The sequence below is a fragment of the Streptomyces sp. NPDC107575 genome (assembly GCF_055657265.1).
On record NZ_JBVKBG010000002.1, the window covers coordinates 1144766 to 1160662 of the forward strand.

17 protein-coding genes are annotated in these 15897 nt (G+C 67.3%); 3 read left to right on the forward strand and 14 right to left on the reverse strand.

Translation table 11 applies throughout. From position 1 onward, the window contains the following. Positions 1-105 precede the first annotated feature (105 nt). From ACZ7L4_RS11750 to ACZ7L4_RS11785, 8 genes are all read right to left on the reverse strand, one after another. Positions 106-1047, reverse strand: coding sequence for a hypothetical protein (locus tag ACZ7L4_RS11750; protein ID WP_472101548.1), 942 nt, complete (start codon positions 1045-1047; stop codon positions 106-108). Positions 1048-1052: 5 nt separating this feature from the next. Beyond that, positions 1053-2666, reverse strand: coding sequence for an extracellular solute-binding protein (locus tag ACZ7L4_RS11755; protein ID WP_472101549.1), 1614 nt, complete (start codon positions 2664-2666; stop codon positions 1053-1055). Then, a complete protein-coding gene (locus ACZ7L4_RS11760; RefSeq protein ID WP_472101550.1) occupies positions 2663-3610 on the reverse strand; it encodes a carbohydrate ABC transporter permease in 948 nt (315 codons plus the stop codon). Before ACZ7L4_RS11760 ends, ACZ7L4_RS11755 begins: the two co-directional genes overlap by 4 nt. Further along, positions 3607-4566 (reverse strand): ABC transporter permease, encoded by a 960-nt coding sequence (locus tag ACZ7L4_RS11765; protein ID WP_472102018.1) that lies wholly within the window; start codon positions 4564-4566, stop codon positions 3607-3609. The genes ACZ7L4_RS11760 and ACZ7L4_RS11765 overlap by 4 nt, the downstream gene beginning before the upstream one ends. Before the next feature lie 38 nt (positions 4567-4604). Then, entirely contained in the window at positions 4605-5549 is a 945-nt protein-coding gene (locus ACZ7L4_RS11770; RefSeq protein ID WP_472101551.1) for a DUF6807 domain-containing protein, read from the reverse strand. After that, positions 5546-6688 (reverse strand): Gfo/Idh/MocA family protein, encoded by a 1143-nt coding sequence (locus ACZ7L4_RS11775; protein WP_472101552.1) that lies wholly within the window; start codon positions 6686-6688, stop codon positions 5546-5548. Before ACZ7L4_RS11775 ends, ACZ7L4_RS11770 begins: the two co-directional genes overlap by 4 nt. Positions 6689-6969: 281 nt before the next feature. Continuing rightward, positions 6970-8028, reverse strand: coding sequence for a LacI family DNA-binding transcriptional regulator (locus ACZ7L4_RS11780; RefSeq protein ID WP_472101553.1), 1059 nt, complete (start codon positions 8026-8028; stop codon positions 6970-6972). A gap of 292 nt (positions 8029-8320) precedes the next feature. Further along, the gene (locus ACZ7L4_RS11785; RefSeq protein WP_472101554.1) at positions 8321-8821 is read right to left on the reverse strand and encodes a hypothetical protein; all 501 of its coding nucleotides are present in this window, start codon (positions 8819-8821) and stop codon (positions 8321-8323) included. 201 nt (positions 8822-9022) lie between these two features. Between ACZ7L4_RS11785 and ACZ7L4_RS11790 the strand changes: the two genes are divergently transcribed. After that, positions 9023-9247, forward strand: coding sequence for a hypothetical protein (locus ACZ7L4_RS11790; RefSeq protein WP_472101555.1), 225 nt, complete (start codon positions 9023-9025; stop codon positions 9245-9247). A 26-nt stretch (positions 9248-9273) separates the two neighbouring features. Here ACZ7L4_RS11790 and ACZ7L4_RS11795 read toward each other — a convergent pair whose 3' ends face one another. The 4 genes from ACZ7L4_RS11795 to ACZ7L4_RS11810 form a co-directional block, all read right to left on the reverse strand. After that, positions 9274-10902, reverse strand: a complete 1629-nt coding sequence (locus tag ACZ7L4_RS11795) for a WD40 repeat domain-containing protein (protein ID WP_472101556.1) — start codon at positions 10900-10902, stop codon at positions 9274-9276. Positions 10903-10914: 12 nt separating this feature from the next. Then, positions 10915-11727, reverse strand: a complete 813-nt coding sequence (locus tag ACZ7L4_RS11800; RefSeq protein WP_472101557.1) for a nucleic acid/nucleotide deaminase domain-containing protein — start codon at positions 11725-11727, stop codon at positions 10915-10917. A 70-nt stretch (positions 11728-11797) separates the two neighbouring features. Further along, the gene (locus tag ACZ7L4_RS11805; RefSeq protein WP_472101558.1) at positions 11798-12382 is read right to left on the reverse strand and encodes an SUKH-4 family immunity protein; all 585 of its coding nucleotides are present in this window, start codon (positions 12380-12382) and stop codon (positions 11798-11800) included. 32 nt (positions 12383-12414) lie between these two features. After that, positions 12415-14100, reverse strand: coding sequence for a nucleic acid/nucleotide deaminase domain-containing protein (locus tag ACZ7L4_RS11810; RefSeq protein ID WP_472101559.1), 1686 nt, complete (start codon positions 14098-14100; stop codon positions 12415-12417). 149 nt (positions 14101-14249) lie between these two features. Between ACZ7L4_RS11810 and ACZ7L4_RS11815 the strand changes: the two genes are divergently transcribed. Further along, positions 14250-14648 (forward strand): hypothetical protein, encoded by a 399-nt coding sequence (locus ACZ7L4_RS11815; RefSeq protein WP_472101560.1) that lies wholly within the window; start codon positions 14250-14252, stop codon positions 14646-14648. 156 nt (positions 14649-14804) lie between these two features. Next, positions 14805-15302 carry a hypothetical protein gene (locus tag ACZ7L4_RS11820; protein ID WP_472101561.1) on the forward strand — a complete coding sequence of 166 codons (498 nt, stop codon included), beginning with the start codon at positions 14805-14807 and terminating at the stop codon, positions 15300-15302. A gap of 47 nt (positions 15303-15349) precedes the next feature. Here ACZ7L4_RS11820 and ACZ7L4_RS11825 read toward each other — a convergent pair whose 3' ends face one another. Both ACZ7L4_RS11825 and ACZ7L4_RS11830 read right to left on the reverse strand, forming a co-directional pair. Next, positions 15350-15499 carry a hypothetical protein gene (locus ACZ7L4_RS11825; RefSeq protein ID WP_472101562.1) on the reverse strand — a complete coding sequence of 50 codons (150 nt, stop codon included), beginning with the start codon at positions 15497-15499 and terminating at the stop codon, positions 15350-15352. A gap of 22 nt (positions 15500-15521) precedes the next feature. After that, positions 15522-15848, reverse strand: coding sequence for a hypothetical protein (locus tag ACZ7L4_RS11830; protein ID WP_472101563.1), 327 nt, complete (start codon positions 15846-15848; stop codon positions 15522-15524). Positions 15849-15897: the final 49 nt, after the last annotated feature.

A 15897-nucleotide genomic window follows, 5' to 3' on the forward strand; every position in this document is an offset into this window, starting at 1 on the left:
GCGCCGTGTCATCCGCGGGAGTCGTGTCCCGGGTCGCCGACATGGTGTCTGGTCGCCCCGTGGTGTGTCGTGGCCGAATGTGTTTGGCCACGACACACCACGGGTTCATTCCCAGGTCAGGGCGGGGCCAGTGGGCGTGAGGGTGAAGGGCGTGGCGGCGATGAACCACGTACGGCCGTGGTCGTTATTGCCCTGGAAGAGCAGATGGCGTCGACCGTCGTGATGGAGCACGCCCGGGTGGCCGCTCTCGGAGGAATTCCAGGTGCCGGGGGCGCCGACGGGGAGTACGGGTTCGGTGCTGCCGCGTTCCCACCGGACACCGTCCGGACTCGTGGCCCAACCGATCTGCTGGGGCGCGTTGTTGTAGGCGCCGGCGTAGAACATGCCGAAGCGTTCGCCGTCCCAGGTCAGGGCGGGTGCCTCGATGCAGTCCTGTTCCCAGTCGAGTTCGGGCCGCAGGGCCGGGGCGTGCGGGGTCAGATGGGTCCAGGCGTCGGCTCCGAAATCGCTGTCGGCGGCGGCGGTCGCGGTGCCGATCATCTGGACCCTCATGTCCGGGTCGCGGGTCGCGTAGGCCAGCAGGACGCGGTCGCCGTACAGCACCGCATCGGCGTCGATGGCCCGGCCGCACGACCAGGCGAGCGGCGCGCGCAGCACGGGGTTGTCCCCATGTCCGCTGAACAAGAGGCCGTCGGCGCTGCTCGCGTGGCAGATCGCGTCGTTGCGGCCGGTGCCGTAGGACTGGAAGAACAGGTGGACGCGGTCTCCGATGACGACCGCACCCGGTGCCGCCGCGCCGCGGGCGTCGTACTCGCCGAACGGGGCGAGTACGCGGCTGAGTGTCCAGTTCGCCAGGTCGTCGCTTTCGGCCACGCCGATGCTCCAGCGGTCGCCTTCGCCCGCCGGGCGGCCCGGCGGGAGGGTGAGGTACATCAGGTAGCGGCCTTGGAACCACACCGCTGAGGGGTCCTTGGCGAAGGAACGACCGTCTGGGCCTGGTGCGCCCCAGGGCCTGCCGAGGACATGGATCTGCTGTCGTGTCTTCACGGTGGTCAGCTCTTCCTCGTGGCGAGTGCTTGTTCGTACTCCGCGCGCATGGCGTCGCCGCCGCGGCGGCGCCACTGTCGTATGGTCTCGGGCCAGCTGGAGACCTTGGCGCGGCCGAGCAGGATGTTGTTGACCGAGTCGTCGAGGAGCTTCGTGAGGAGCTGGCCCTTGGTGGTGGACGTGGGCGAGTACAGGCCGTATGTGGGGTTGAGCTTCATGAGCGGCGCGGCGGTCCGCAGATTGCGGTACGCGGACTCGGTGGCCTCGGGGAAGCCGGGGAAGAACAGCGCCTTGGGCGAGTCGGCCAGGTACTGGTTCGGGAAGTCGCCGAGCCCGGTCTCGCTGTTGCCGCGGTCGGTCAGGACGGGGTCGCCCTTCTCGAAGTTGAAGTCGTAGCCCTCGATCCCGTACTTGCGGAAGGTGTATTCCTGTGTGCCGATCGGCGCCGCACACCAGTTGAGGTACTCCAGGATCGCCTCGATCCGCTCGGGCTCGGCGCGGCTGAGGGCGGTGATGGAGTTGTTCGGATTGGTCAGCCACGTCCTGCCCGGCTTTCCGTCGGGTCCCGGGATGACCGGCAGGGCGACCTCGAAGTCGCCTCGTCCCTGCTGGTAGAGGCCGGGGAGGGCGGAGTAGGTGTCCTGGAGCATGGCCACCGCCCCCTGGCGGAACCAGACCTTGCCGTTGAAGGCGGTGACTCCGTCGGGGTGGACCATCTTCTGTGTGGTCATGCGCCGGGCTATGTCCAGCGCCTCGTGGTACTCCTCCGTCTCCCGGAAGAACGTGAACTTTCCGCCGCGCTCGCTCCACTCGCCGGACAGGCCGAGCATCGTCGCCAGGGTCTGGATGGGGGCGGAGGCGAAGGCCCAGTGGTTGCGGCGGTCGTCCGTCATCTCCTTGCCCATGGACAGGAGTTCGCTGACGTCGTGGAATTCGGGGTCCACGTCCCGTTTACGGAACAGGTCTGCCCTCGACAGGAGCGTGACCACCGCGACCGCGCCGCGGGTGATGGGGACAGCGAAGATGCGGCCCGAGAACACACAGCCCTGCCAGTTCTGAGTCGGCAGGTTCGCGAGGAACGGGTACTTGTGGATCGCGCTGCCCGACAGGTGCGGGGTGAGGTCGTGTGCCTTGGCCTCCAGGAGCTGCGGCAGGTAGGCCGGGTTGTTCACGATGTTCCACACGTCACCGAGCGCGTCACCGGCGACCGACGTCTGGAACTTGTTGTCGTAGTCCCCTCCGGGCGTGATGGTCAGATTGAGGCGGACACCGGTGCGCTTGTTGAGCTCCAGCCAGTACCGGTTGCGCTCGAGCGAGGGCGGGACCGGCGAGTTGGTGGGCACGTGGCCCTGGACGGAGAGGCCGTGACCGGGAGGTCGGTCGAAGGCGCGCTTGGCGTTCGACGGGTAGTGCAGGTACGTCTCGGGCATCAGCGGATGGGTCGTGGGCAGGTCCGGCTTCACACCCTGCCAGCGCCGGTGTTCGGGCAGTTCGACGGGCTTGTTGATGGCGGTGACGTCCGTGGACCGGGTGACGGTGGTGCAGCCGGCCAGGGCGCCCGCCCCGGCCAGTGCCGCGCCCATGAAGGTGCGGCGGCGCAACGCGTTGGGCACGGTCATCCCTTCACCGCCCCGGTCAGCATGCCCTTGTTGAAGTGCCGCTGCAGGAACGGATAGGCGATCAGGATCGGTACGGTCGAGATGACGAGGATCGCCATTTGGATGGACTCCTGCGGGGGCAGTGCCTCGCCGGTCCCGCCGAGCTGGGAGCTGCCGAGTTGGGTGTCGTTGATCACGAAGGTGCGCAGGACCAGCTGTAGTGGCCACTTGGCGCTGTCATTGAGGTAGATCATCGCGTTGAAGAAGGCGTTCCAGTACGCCACTGCGTAGAAGAGGCCGATCACCGCGAGCACGGCGCGCGACAGTGGGAGTACGACGCGCCAGAAGATGCCGAACTCGCCCGCGCCGTCGATGCGGGCGCTGTCCGTCAGTTCGCCCGGGATGTTCATGAAGAAGGCGCGCAGGACGATGACGTTGAAGCCGTTGACGGCGGTGGGGAGGATCAGCGCCCACAGCGAGTCGAGCAGCCCGAACTCCTTGACCGTCAGATAGCTCGGTATGAGACCCGGCGTGAAGAGGAGAGTCAGGAGCACCAGCATGAGGATCAGCTTGTGGCCGACCATGGCGGAGCGGCTGAGCGCGTAGGCGAGCATCGTCGAGAGGGTGAGGCTGACGAGCGTGCCCCCGACGGTGACGACGCCGCTGATGAACAGTGACTGGGTGACCACGCCGCCCGCGAACAGCGCGCGGTAGGTGGACAGGTCGACGGATGTGGGCCACAGGACGAAACCGCCTGCCTGCGACACCTCTTGGGGGCCCGCGATGCTCGTCGAGACGATGCCGACGAACGGCACGATGACAAGGGCGCACAGGACCACGAGCACCAGGCCCTTGAGAGCGCGTACCGGCAACGAGGGTGCGTCCAGGGGGTGTTCGCCCCGTGAGGCGGACCGCGGTGACGTGAGCGGCGTGCGGTTGCGCACGCGGGGTTCGATGGTCGTCATCGCTTTTCGTACACCCCAGACTCGCCGAAGACATGGGCCGTCCGGTTCGCGCCGTACACCAGCGCGACGCCCACGATGCCCTTCACCAGGCCGACCGCCGCGGCCATGCCCCACTGCCCGCCGACGATGCCGTTGTTGTAGACGTACGTGTCGAGCACCTCGCTCGCCTGTCGGCCGAAGGCCCCCTGCTGCAGCAGGATCTGCTCGAACCCGACCGTCAGTGAGTCACCGAGCCGCAGGATCAGGAGCATGATGATGATCCCGCGCATGCCCGGCAGCGTGACGTGCCACAGCTGCCGTGTCTTCGACGCGCCGTCCACGCTGGCTGCCTCGTACAGGGACGGGCTGATCTGGGCCAGGACCGCGAGGAAAAGAATGGTGGCCCACCCGGTGTCCTTCCACATCACCTGACTGGTGACCACGGCGATGAACGCGTCCGGGTTGCCGAGGATGTTCACCGTCCCGTGGCCGGCCGCCCGCAGTGCGTTGTTGAGCAGGCCGCCGCCGCCCAGCATCTGCTGGAAGACGGCCACGACGATCACCCACGAGAGGAAGTGCGGCAGGTAGAGGATCGACTGCACGATCCGCTTGAGGCGCTCCGACAGCAGGGAGTTGAGCAGCAGAGCGAGCAGGATGGGCGCCGGGAAGACGAACACCACCTGGACGACGGTGATGGTCAGGGTGTTGCCCAGGGCGTTCAGGAACTCCTTGTCGCCGTTGAACAGGATCGCAAAGTTGTCGAGCCCGACCCAGGCACTGCGCCCCAGCTGCACGAACGGCAGGTACTCCTGGAAGGCGATGAAATTGCCGAGCAGTGGCAGGTAGGCGAAGGCGAGGAGCAGGCCGAGTCCGGGGAGTGCCATCAGGAGCAGGACCTTGTCGCGGCGGACGCGTTGCCAAAGGCTCTGCTTCTTGCCGCTCGGCGCACCCGGTCCGGCCTGTTCGGCGGCGGTCATCGATGTGGCGTCCGGGGCCGGTGGAGCGCTACGGAGGCTCACCACTGGAGCCTCTTCAGGTACGCGGCGGCCCGCTCGTGGTCCCATGCTCCGTCGGCGACGACCACGCGGTAGCGGTAGGCGAAGGACTCGCCGTGCGGCAGCTCGAACTCCTCGAAGAACGCCCAGGAGAAGGCCGCCGTGGGGATGGGCCTGGAGCGTACGAACCAGTGCGAGGCGTGTACGGCGTCCGGGCCGAGGTTCTCCGGTGCATGGGCGAACAGGAGGGTGGAGCGGGCGTCGGTGTCGTCGTGCTCGGCGGTGAAGCCTATCCACTCGGCGTCCGCGGCCGAGGTGCCCATGGTGCCCTCGTCACCGGCCGGACCACTGGGTGTGAGCACCTGCCCTCCGGTGAAGTCGCGCGGGCCGCGCCACTGCAGTCCGGTGTAGCCGGCCATGTCGCGCCCGGCGGTGGTCGGCGATCCGAAGCGCAGCGGCTCGCCGTCGGCGCGGACATTGCTCAGGTGGATCGACCAGTCCAGCGCGTACGCGCCGGCCTCCGTATCGACGGAGTGCACCGCGACACCGCGCCGCTCGCTCGCCCACTCGGCGCCACTGTGCGCGACCCAGGTCAGGTTCGACGTGAGCTCGACGCGCTCGTCGTCGGCGGTCACGGCGCTGAAGCCGTCGTGCCGCATGGAGCCGACCCGCTCGGGGACGTGCTGGTATCCCTCCTCTGGCCCGAGGTAGGAGACACCTCCCCAGAAGTTCTGCCCTGACAGATGACTCGCGGTCATCTGCAGGCCCTTGTGCCAGCGGTGGTCGTGGGGGCGGTAGCCGGAGACCAGGTTGCCCCTCAGGGTGCGCAGCGGGTGGATGTACGGCTTGGGGGCCTCGAAGGGTTCGGGGTCCGGGCGGTAGACGTAGGAGAGCAGCTCGGTGCCGTCGGCGCTGACGGTGACGCGGTCGCCGAGGGCGTGGACGGTGGACAGGCGCGCGGTCACTGCTGCTCCTTCGCTGCGGACGTGGGGGCCCAGTCGGGGTGGTCGCCGTGCATGGACGTGTAGTACGGGTCGCCCGCCGCGATCTCGCCGGCCTGCACAGGGCGGCCGGTGAACGCGGACTTGTACAGGGCGGCGGCGAACTCCACGGTGCGGCGGGCGTCATCGCCGCTGCCGGGCGGCCTGGCGCCGGCTTCGTACGCGTCGAGGACCGCACCGAGCTGTGCGGCGTGCGAGCTGGGTACGTCCGCGGCAGGGGTGCGCCATCGTGCGACACGGGCATCGGCGTCGAGGCCGCGGCGCGGGGTGTAGGTCCAGCTGTCGTTTTGGTGGCCGTAGAGGTGGATGAGCTCGACGGTGGCGTCGGCACAGTCGATCCGGATGCGGCTCTCCTCGTCGGGCGACAGCACGCTGTTGACGACGGTGGCCATCGCCCCGCCCCGGAAGCGGACCAGTGCGGTGGAGAGGTCCTCGCTCTCCACGTCGTGGACGAGGCGTCCCGCCATGGCGCGGATCTCGCTCCAGTCGCCGAGCAGGTGCAGCAGCAGGTCGTACTGGTGGATGCCGTGGCCCATCGTCGGCCCGCCGCCCTCGGTCTCCCAACGGCCACGCCAGGGAACGGAGTAGTAGGCCGTGTCGCGGTGCCAGGTGGTCTGGCAATGCGCGACCAGCGGGTCGCCGACCGCGCCGCTGCCGATCAGCTCGCGGGCGTGGACGGCGCCCGAGCCGTAACGGTGCTGGAAGAACACGGAGGCGAAGCCGGGGGTGGCGTCCTCCGCGGCGGCTATCTCGTCGTACTCGGCCAGCGAGAGACACAGTGGCTTTTCGCACAGAACCCAGGCGCCCGCCTTGAGGGCGGCGACGGTCTGCTCGCGGTGCAGCCAGGGCGGGGTGCCGATGAGGACGAGGTCGGGGCGGACTTCGCCCAGCATTGCGGCCAGGTCGGTGTAGCCCGAAATGCCTTCCCCGGCCGCCTCCTGGAAGGCGGCGAGGCGTCCGGGATCGACGTCCACCGCGGCCACGAGCTCGACACGGTCGGAGTGAGCGCGCAGGGCGGAGAGATGGGCACCGGTGGCGATCCCACCGGTGCCGACGGCGGCAACGCGCAGGCGGCTGGGGGTGGGTGGGGACGACGGCGTCATATGGCGGCTCCTTGGGGCCGCGCGGCGGGCAGAGAGCGCTTTCCTCACGTTCGGCCGCGTGGCCAAGTGATCGTTCACTCAAGAGACTTGCGAGTACGCCGAAGAACTCGGCTACCCGGCCCACCCATGCACGGACGGGCCGATTGTCGGTGACCCTAGGATTCAAGTGAACGATCACACAAGAGTCGTGAAGCGATTGATTCCAACGTTGGAAGCGGCAGTCTCCGGCGCACTGTCGAAGCCTCTGGGCCGCTGCGGCTCGCCGACGTTCGGGCTTTCGATCAGCCGATGCGCGTCGGAGCCGGCCCGGTGGACTCGCGGAGGATGATCCGGTTGACCTCCGCCACCGGCACCGGCCCGACCGGAGACGCACCGTTCAGCCGCGCGAGAAGTCTGCGCACGGCCTGCCGTCCCTGCCGCTCACGGTCGACACTGACGGTGGTCAGCGTGGGCCGGAAGTAGCTGCCGATCTCCCAGTCGTCCCAGCCACAGACGCTCATGTCCCGCGGAACATCCACGCCCATGCTCTGCAGGCCGGTGATCACACCGAGCGCGAGCTGGTCCGAGGCGGCGAACACAGCCGTGGCACCGCAGCCCGCCACGACATCCTTCGCGGCGTCCCAGCCGGCCCGCATGCTCCACTCCGCCTCCACAACGGCGCACGACTCGAGCCCGAGCTCGGCTACCGTCGCCTCGTACACAGCCCGTCGTCCCTGCGCCGACGGCCACGCAATGGGACCCGCGACATGTGCGAAGCGGCGGTGACCCAGATCCGCCAGGTGCCGTATCAGGCCGGCCGCGAGCGAGGCGTCGGCGAAGGTGCCGCGCGAGCGCATCTCGTCGTCGTAGACCCCGTCGATCACAAGGGGAACACCGGAGCGTCGCCCCTCGCCCAGGCCCGGGCCTTCGGCCTCATAGAGGGAGGTGAACGACAGCACCCCGTCCGTGCCCTCGGCCTCGAGCAGCGACTCCAACCGGGCGGCCCGCGCCTCGGCGCCACCCTCCAGGCTCACCACATCCAGCAGGTAACCGGCCTCGTGAGCCTCCGCCGCCGCGCCACGCAGCAGCTCGTGGGAGATGCGCTCGGTGGCACCCGGCAGGAGGACAGTGAGCCGGTTCGAACGGCGCGTGCGCATGGACCGCGCCGCCTGATTGGGCCGGTAGCCCAGCTCCTCGATTGCGGCCGCGACCTTGCGCGCCACCTCCGTCCGCACCGTCGGGTCCTTGCGCAGAAAGCGCGAGACCGTCTGGTGCGAAACACCGGCCAACTGCGCGACTTCAAGGATCGTCGGCCGCTTCTTCTCCCGACCCGCACGCGACGCCGGCACCCCCTCCGCCATGCCTGCCACCTTTTCACGCCGGCGGGCAGGCCGGAACCCCGTACGTAGACGTCCTGGGGCCGGAGCCGAGACAGGCGCCGTCGGCACGCAAGCGGGCACATTGCAGTTGGTGACCGCAGCCCTCGATATGTCCGACGCTTGCCGAGACATCCTGCGAGGCGTGGCTCACCCCCTGACGTTCACAGACCCGGCTTCCAGTACTCCAGCCGTAGTTCGCGATCATGACGAGTCGCTGCTTATGGCCCTCAGTGAAGCGGAACGCCCTCTAAGAACTGGGCCGCTGTCAGACCGCTCATGCCTCGACTGGATTCGGCGCCTCCGGCTCGACCTGCCCCGACATGACCTGGAAGCCAGCGATGCGTTCCTCTGACGCGATCCTGAGCCGCTCCGTCTCGGCATCGAGGTCGTTCTTCCGGCGCTGCGTGGTCGCCTCCAGCTTCGCCTTGGCGACGCTGGCCGCAGCAGTGAACGAGGCAGCCACCGCCCCGCCGGCCAGGATCTCGTTGACGATCTCGGGCTCGGCCGCGCGCTTGAGTGCCTCCTGGGCGCTCTCGACGGACCAACCACGTTTGGCTTTGATCCCGCAGACGGCGCCATCGCTGCCGACGACGCCAAACTCGTTGTGTGCGGCCTGGGTGCCAGCTTGCACGCTGAAGACGAAGCCTGGGGTCGCTGCACCCGTGTTGGCGCCCGATGCCGATTCCGCTGTTCCCGCCTTGGTTTCGGTTTCCTCCGCGGCGTCCGCGTCGTGCTGTTCCGTCGGCGGCGTAGGGGGTTCATTCTCGTCAGCCACAAAGAGCAGCTTGCCGCAAGCACCCTTGGAATAGCGCCCTGTTGCGCTACTTGGCTCACGAGTGCATACGCACGGCGCCGTGACGAGCCCCTGGCCCCAAGGCTCCTACCTCTCGCGTCGAGGCCGGCGGATCAGCTTCAGCGACTGTGCGCGGATGCGCTCCCGTGAGACAACTCGCTGCGCCTCCATAAACCGTTGGGCTTGCGCGAGAGGCTCCTGGTCCCCGAGCTGCGCGCGGAAGCGAAGGTCGATCAGGTCGTCGACTTCGGCAAGAAGACGAACCCGTCGGCCATGGTGGCCGTTTCGGTGAGGTCTGCGGTCGCGAGTGCGGTGTCACGGCGCTGGTCGGGTGTGCGGTGGACACGCGGCGAGATCGCGACCCAGTCGCGGCTGCTGCGGGTTGCGCTGGAAGGTGAGACTTCATAGTGAAAGGAGGGCGATCGCCTCTCTTCTTATCCAGGAGAGATCCGCAGGCCGTACGTGATGTTCGGGCCGCCGACCACGAGCAGCCCGTCGGGGGTGAAGGCGAGGGATGAAGCTTCCTGGAGAAGGGGGAAGTTGCGAGTCTGGCCCGTCAGGAGATTGGTGAGGCGCAGTTCGGCGTCGTTCCAGGCGGCGGCCAGGACCGGACCGGTTGGGGTATTGGTGGCGGCGAGGGCGGTAACAATGGAGGGGCGCCGCTCAATGGGGTCAGACATCGGCTCACTGCCCAGGCCCCACAGCCGTACGGTCCCGTCCATGCCGGCGGAGAAGACCAGAGTCACCTCGCCGTCGGTCAGGTGCAGGCAGGTGGTGGCAGTGACGGGTGTGGTGTGGAGCCGCATGGTGCGTGGGAGTGGCTGGTAGGTGGCCAGTGGCCAGACGTGGACGGCGCCCTGGTCGTCTCCGATCACGGCGGTGGCCGCGGACGGATCGCTACCCAGGGCAGTGGGGCGCACGGGGTCGGCGGTGAAGGCGGCCTGTCCGTGATAGGCGGCGATGGCGTCCGCGACGGGGTCATCGCCGGTGGTGGGCAGGAGGGCGCCCTGTTCGTCCAACAAAAGTCGCGCGGCGGCCAGTTGATGTGGGCGGGCGGTGGGCCTTGCGGGCAGGGTTCCGATGTGATGACCGGTGCTTGGGTCCAGAGTGTGCAGGGAACCGAGCGGGTCGGCGGCGACTACGGTGCCCTCTGCGCGCGAGGCCAGGGCCGTGACAGGGAACCCGGAGCGCGCCCACACGGCATGCACGGGGTGCTCCTGAGCTCGTGAGTGCAAAGAGTTGGCCAGGGCGGCGTCGTGGGCGAGGGCAGCGGTGTGCAGAAGCGCGGCGCGCTGTGTGGTGCTGTGCTCGAGGGCGGAGAGCTGCGGGGCGACCAGGGGCCACACCGGGTGCAGGCTGGGAGGGGCAGGTGTGTTCGGATCGGCGAGGGTGGCGCTGATCGCGGTGGCCGGACCGTGCAGCAGGAACTCGGGGTCACTCAGTAGAACCCGTATCGCTTCCTGGTCGGGAGCCTGGTCCAGGAGGCGCTCGCGGTCCTTGCGTGGTGTGTTGGCCCAGTCGGGGCGTTGGTGTGCGGTGCGTGGGACGGTGGCGAGGAGCGAGGCGAAGTCGACCTGCGGCCGGGGTGGCTCGTACGCACCGGCGGGCGCCAGGGCGATGACGCGTGCAGTCTCCTCGAAGAGTGCCTCGTCGTCGCTCTCGACGACCATGCGTACCTGTGGCACAGACAGCAGCGGATCGAGCAGGTCCGCGACGGCTGCCGCTGGATCGCGGGTGAGGTGCAGGTCAGGTACGAGCATGAGTAGCGGGCGCGGATCGGCGGCCACTCGATCGACGAGACCGTGTACCGGCTGCGGCCCGTAGCCCAACTGACGGCCCAATTCCCATGCCAGACCGTCGACATGCAGTCCCTTGGCCGGGACCGTGGCATGGACGACGGTGCCCGGGGAACTGCCCCACCTGACCAGGAAATGGGCGAGCAATTGACTCTTGCCGCTGCCCCGCGCACCGGTGACCCGGCACAACCGGGATGTGTCGCCCGTGGCCCAGTCCAACAGAGCCTGCGCCGCCTGAGTATCGACGATCTGGCTGTCCGTTTGCACCGTGCGCTCCCCCTACTGCTGCTGTGTGGCGGCTTCACGCAGCTGCCGAATCCCCTCGGCCCGCGAGTCGGCGCTCTCCCCGTAGGGGAAGTTGTGCGTCATCTGCGCATCAGGGAAGACCTGACCCAGCCATAGTGAGCAGTAGTGTCCGGGCGTGAAGCACGGCTGCAGCTCCGTGTGGATGCGCAGCACTTGTTCGGCCTCAAAGCCTGCCGCGTGCAGCTGCTCCCACAGCTTCTCCTCGGGGTGAACGCCGATGCCGCCGGAGGCGGTCACGATCTGTTTCTCGTCCTGACCATTGAGGACTTCGAAGGCGGTGAACCACTCGACGCTTGCGGTGTCGCGGATATCGTCCAGGACCAGCGGCCACCAGTTCTCACGCCCGGCGAAGGCCGGAGCATCGATGCTTCGCAGCCGCTCCTCGAGGTGCGCGAAGGCCTGCCCGGCCTGCTGGGGCTCATCCGTGGCCAGGATGAATCGCAGTGCCTGATCCAGCGCGGACAGTGCTGCGGCGAATGCCTCGGGAGAGGAGCTTACGTAGCGCAACTCCTCCTCCCAGTCCAGCAGTACGGCCCGCACTGCCCCCTGCGCGTCGACACACAACTCGAATCCCTGGTCGGTTCCGAGCCGTGCCCAGGAGCGGCACTCGTCCCGAACAACCTCACGGCCCACGGACGCCGCATAGTCGCCGAGCAACACGGGCTCCTCAGCCTGTGTCGCGAAGTACGGTCCCACACGGAGCGGCAGCGCAAGCTGCCCGAGCCGCAGCACGCTGCTGGGAGTATCGAAGGGGTCACCATTTGCCGCCGCGCCGAAATGCCGCATGCTAGCGCCTGACAATTGAATTTCCTATCTGGAGTGTCGCGCGTACGCGGGGTGATCCTGTCGTGCGGTATCAGTAATGCAGTTCAGAATCGACAATGTAGTCCAGGACTTCATGCCAGCGGGAATCTGGATTCTCCAGCGCTGCAGGGTCTATTTCTTCCATGGCGTTCTTCACTCGGCGACGCGTCACCTCCGGGTCGTCCTCGCCCTCCTGCTCATGCCTTGGGTGTTCGGCGTCGAATTTCGGCCGTTCCGACTGCAGCACGTAAAGGAAGTGGATGAAGCTTCGGAGGCTGCTGTTGAACAGGTAAATTCCGGATTCATCGGAGAGGCAGTAGACGACCCCGGTGCACGCGTCGAATGCGATGTCGTCGTACGGGATTGTCCCGAGCGAGATCCACCTTTCGGCATCCTGTGGAATTTCATCAAACCGATCCGAAAGGTCGACGTCCCAGCCGGCGACGCGCTGCAGTCGTTCAGAGACCTCGTCATCCATGTCGAACCATGGGTTCTCCCAGACGGGGAGTCCAAGCGTGCGCAGCACCTCCCTGGAGTCGACGTCTGGAATCTCTCCCAGGAGTTCCTCGCTCGGTATCATCAACTCGTCTTCGGAAAAGACGGTCAACATTTCATTTCGAGTTAGCGGGCTGCTCATGTCGCTCCATTTTCATCCGTGACCGCAGGATTCTATCTCTTTGAACGGAGCTGGTCAAGATAGTTCTCCATGGCTGAATTTCCTGCAGCTCGAGATTCCTTGGTGGCTCCGTATTCGACGCTGTGGGTGACGTCCGTGTTCGGGAATCTTTCAGCTATCCACGAACTGCAATTTGCGCCGGTTGCGCACGGGGCTCGTTCCGTGTACATCTCGCTTATTCGGTCCCCGTCTCCTTGTCTCAGGAAAGGGGTTCCTATCATTCGCTCCGAATGTCGGAAGCCATTGCTTCGTGCGACCAGTACGAAATCGTCGGCGTCGCCGCTTCCTGAAACTCGTGCTGCGGCGTAGTTGTTGCTCTGGAAGTCGCCGTTCTTCTTGTGGCCGCCGTAACTTTTTCCTGCGTGCCGTGCGAGTTGGGTGGCGCGTGAGAGGTCGGTGCTTCCGAGGGCGACCTGCTGGGAATCGGATCGTTGACGTGGATCCGTCTTCCCCTCGGCCTTGGTCTTGAGGCTGGCATTCCGTTCCCCCGGCTTCGGGCGTCCGATGGATGCGCTGTCGAGTCCCAGGCGTGCATGGTCGTCCTGCGTCAGTTCGGAGGTCTTTCCGCTGCTGTGCAGGCGCTGGATGGACCCGTTGTCCGACATGAGATACGTGGGGCTCTTGTCGCCCCGTTTTCCGAGCTCGTCCAGTGACAGGGCGACATTCTTGTCGTTCTCTCGATGATTGGTGGCCATCCTCTTCAGACCGCGGGGCATGGTGTCGTCGAGGTGGCTGGCCAGGCGCTTGGCACCCTTCTGGATGCCGTCCATGACAGTGTCCAGGCCTGCGTTGGCGGCGTCTGCGAGGGCGTCCTTGCCGCGGGTGCGGCCGTGGGCATTTCTGGCGCGGCCGAGTTTGTCGTCATTGGAGGAGCCGAGGTCAGCGCCGATGTTCTTGAGCTTGGATCCGGCGGAGTCGAAGGCGTCCAGGTCGATACTGAACTTGCCCGAACCACCGCCTGCTCCACCCGACGTGCCTCCGCTGGAGGAGCCTTCGGCGCTGAGGAGTTGCATGGAGCCGGACTGCTTGGCGGAGTCGACGCCCGCGTTGAAGCTGTCCGCTCCGGCCTTGGCGGCCTGGGAGGCGCTGATGCCGTTCTGTGTGCCCAATGCGTTGCCGACCGCCTGGATGGCGAGATCGCCGACCATCGAGCCAAGTGCCTCGTAGACCGGCCCCATGGCTGTGTTCACGATCTGCTCGGCGATCTGCTCGCACACTTCCTTGAAGATGCGTTTCACCGCAGTGCGGGTGGCCACGGTCCCGGCCAGGCCCCCCAGAGTGGACAGGCCGAGAGTGAAGGGCGCGGCTGCTGCGGCAGCAGCGATCTCGGCGGCGAGGATACCGAGTTGGACGATCGCTGCGATCTTCGCGCCCTCGATCAGGACGGCCACCGCGTCCAGGGCCGTGCCGGTCAGTCGACCTGCCTCGCCAAGATTCGCCAAGTGGGTTCCCTGGACCTTGGACCAGTGGGCAGACAGGGCTTCGACAGCCGCGCCCTCACTGTTGCCGATCAGGTCGTTCAGCAACTGGTGGGCGTCCATGGCTCCGTTGTCGAGCGCATCAGCGAACTCCCGCATGGCCACGGCCATTTCGCGGTAGTCGTCCTCGTCTACGTTCGGCCACGAAACTCCGATGATGTCCAAGGCCTCGTCTGCCCAGCCCGGCAGGGTGATGCCCATCAGCTTCCCCCGTTCGTACGTTCGTTGATCGAACATACGGTAGTAGAGGGTGGTGAGGGCGAGGAGGGGCGTGAGTGGGACGCCTGCCAGGCAGATGCATACAGTGATGCAGTCGCAGACCAGGTAGACGGGCGAGAGGGGAATTGCTGGTGACGGCGAGTCAGGAGAAGCGCGAGGTCGACCCCGCGGACCTGGAGGACGTCGAGTCGCCGGAGCGCGCACAGGATGTTCTGCGTGCGATGCGCGCTCTGGCATCTAACCCAAAGGTCGATGACACCGTTCGAGAGATGGCGAGGGGTGTGCTCTCCGGGAACCTCAGCTTGCGCGAAGCTGTGCTCTCCGATGTCTACATGGACGCGGTCGGTGCACGGGTAAGCGAGGCGTTCCAGGCGGCCAAGGAGCTGGCGCCCGAGGAAGAGCAGAAGAACGCGGACCGCTTCAACGCCTGGGTGGTAGAGCAGCGCCGGGCGGATGAGGCTGAGTCGCCGCGCACTGCAGACTTGGGACGAACCCCCAGAGGTGCGGTGCACGACCTGCGACGTTCGTAGTCACCAGCCACGCATGGCCTGCGGGAGGCTGGGGTGGTCCGCCTGCCTGGTGCTCAATGCGTGTCGGGGCTGATGCTGACCTGGGTGACAGGTCGAATCTCGCGGCCCTGTGCGTAGGTCCGGTCGGAGGAAGAGTCCCCTACTGGCATCATCGTCGTGCAACAGACCCACCTGGTCAACGAGCTCGGCGTGGCGCGCACGATGTACGTAGCAGCTCGCAACGTCTCCAAGATGACCATCGGCCTCAACGTGTGGCACGACCTTGAGGACCGCGCTCACGAGGAGTACACCGAGCTCCTCATACAGGTTCAGCAATCCTCACGCCGAGGGCGCACGGACGGGCCAGAGCACGAATTCAGCCTGGCCGAAGAGGCCTACAACCAGCTACGACAGGCCCGGCAACCTGACGCTGATGTCGATTGGGACAAGGTGCGAAAGGCCGTCGCTACATACGCGGAGCGTGTCGCCGCCCTGACTGATGACGCCTCCGGAAGACACGTACTCAGCACAGAAGTGGACCGCGTGCTGTCCAAGCACGGATCACCGCAGGACCTCTTGGATGAGGCGGCGACGGCGCGCCACAACCTCACCACCGCATCACACGCCTATGCGTACCGGGTCCGGGCGTGGCTGGACGGCGAGACGCCGAAGTAGCGCGTGAGTCTCCCGGGCCATCACGTGCCCTGGCCCGGGAGGTGCGGCTACTCCTTCGGGGCGGCCTCGGCCACGTAGGCCTCCACCTCGTCCACGCCGGCCCGGTCCTCCAGGTGGGCGGCAACCTTCGGGCCGTACCCGAGCGGCACCAACACCAGACGGGCGGTGAGCTCCGCCATCATCGGGCCGGTGGGCACCAGGCCGCCGGGGCGTAGTCGGTCACGCGTCAGTCCTCTCGTCCGGCGCGGGCGCGCCGGCGGTGCTCTCCTGCGTGGGCTCCGGCGCGGTCTCGGCGGTGGCGCTGCGGGTGCGCCTCTTCTCGTAGGCCACGGTTCCGCAGACGCCCACCGTGGCGACGGTGGCGCCGATGATGAACCCCTCCCCGCGGCCCCTGCGCAGGCCCGCGGCGACGCCCTCCGCGAACCCCTCCAGCCGGCCGCGGGCGATGCCCTGCGCAACGCCCTGCAACCGGTAGAACGCCCGTAGCGCGGCGGGACCGCCCCGGGCTCCGGCTTCCTTCGTGAGTTCCGTGTAAACGCTGGTCACGCTTCGCCTCGCTTTGTCTCGCTCGCTCCAGGGGCAGGGTGATAGTCGC

Coding starts and splice junctions, on each gene's coding strand:
- ACZ7L4_RS11805 (WP_472101558.1), bottom strand. CDS start 12,382: ATGAGCAGCCCGCTAACTCGAAATGAAATGTTGACCGTCTTTTCCGAA.
- ACZ7L4_RS11775 (WP_472101552.1), bottom strand. CDS start 6,688: ATGACGCCGTCGTCCCCACCCACCCCCAGCCGCCTGCGCGTTGCCGCC.
- ACZ7L4_RS11780 (WP_472101553.1), bottom strand. CDS start 8,028: ATGGCGGAGGGGGTGCCGGCGTCGCGTGCGGGTCGGGAGAAGAAGCGG.
- ACZ7L4_RS11800 (WP_472101557.1), bottom strand. CDS start 11,727: ATGCGGCATTTCGGCGCGGCGGCAAATGGTGACCCCTTCGATACTCCC.
- ACZ7L4_RS11755 (WP_472101549.1), bottom strand. CDS start 2,666: ATGACCGTGCCCAACGCGTTGCGCCGCCGCACCTTCATGGGCGCGGCA.
- ACZ7L4_RS11810 (WP_472101559.1), bottom strand. CDS start 14,100: ATGGGCATCACCCTGCCGGGCTGGGCAGACGAGGCCTTGGACATCATC.
- ACZ7L4_RS11760 (WP_472101550.1), bottom strand. CDS start 3,610: ATGACGACCATCGAACCCCGCGTGCGCAACCGCACGCCGCTCACGTCA.
- ACZ7L4_RS11765 (WP_472102018.1), bottom strand. CDS start 4,566: ATGACCGCCGCCGAACAGGCCGGACCGGGTGCGCCGAGCGGCAAGAAG.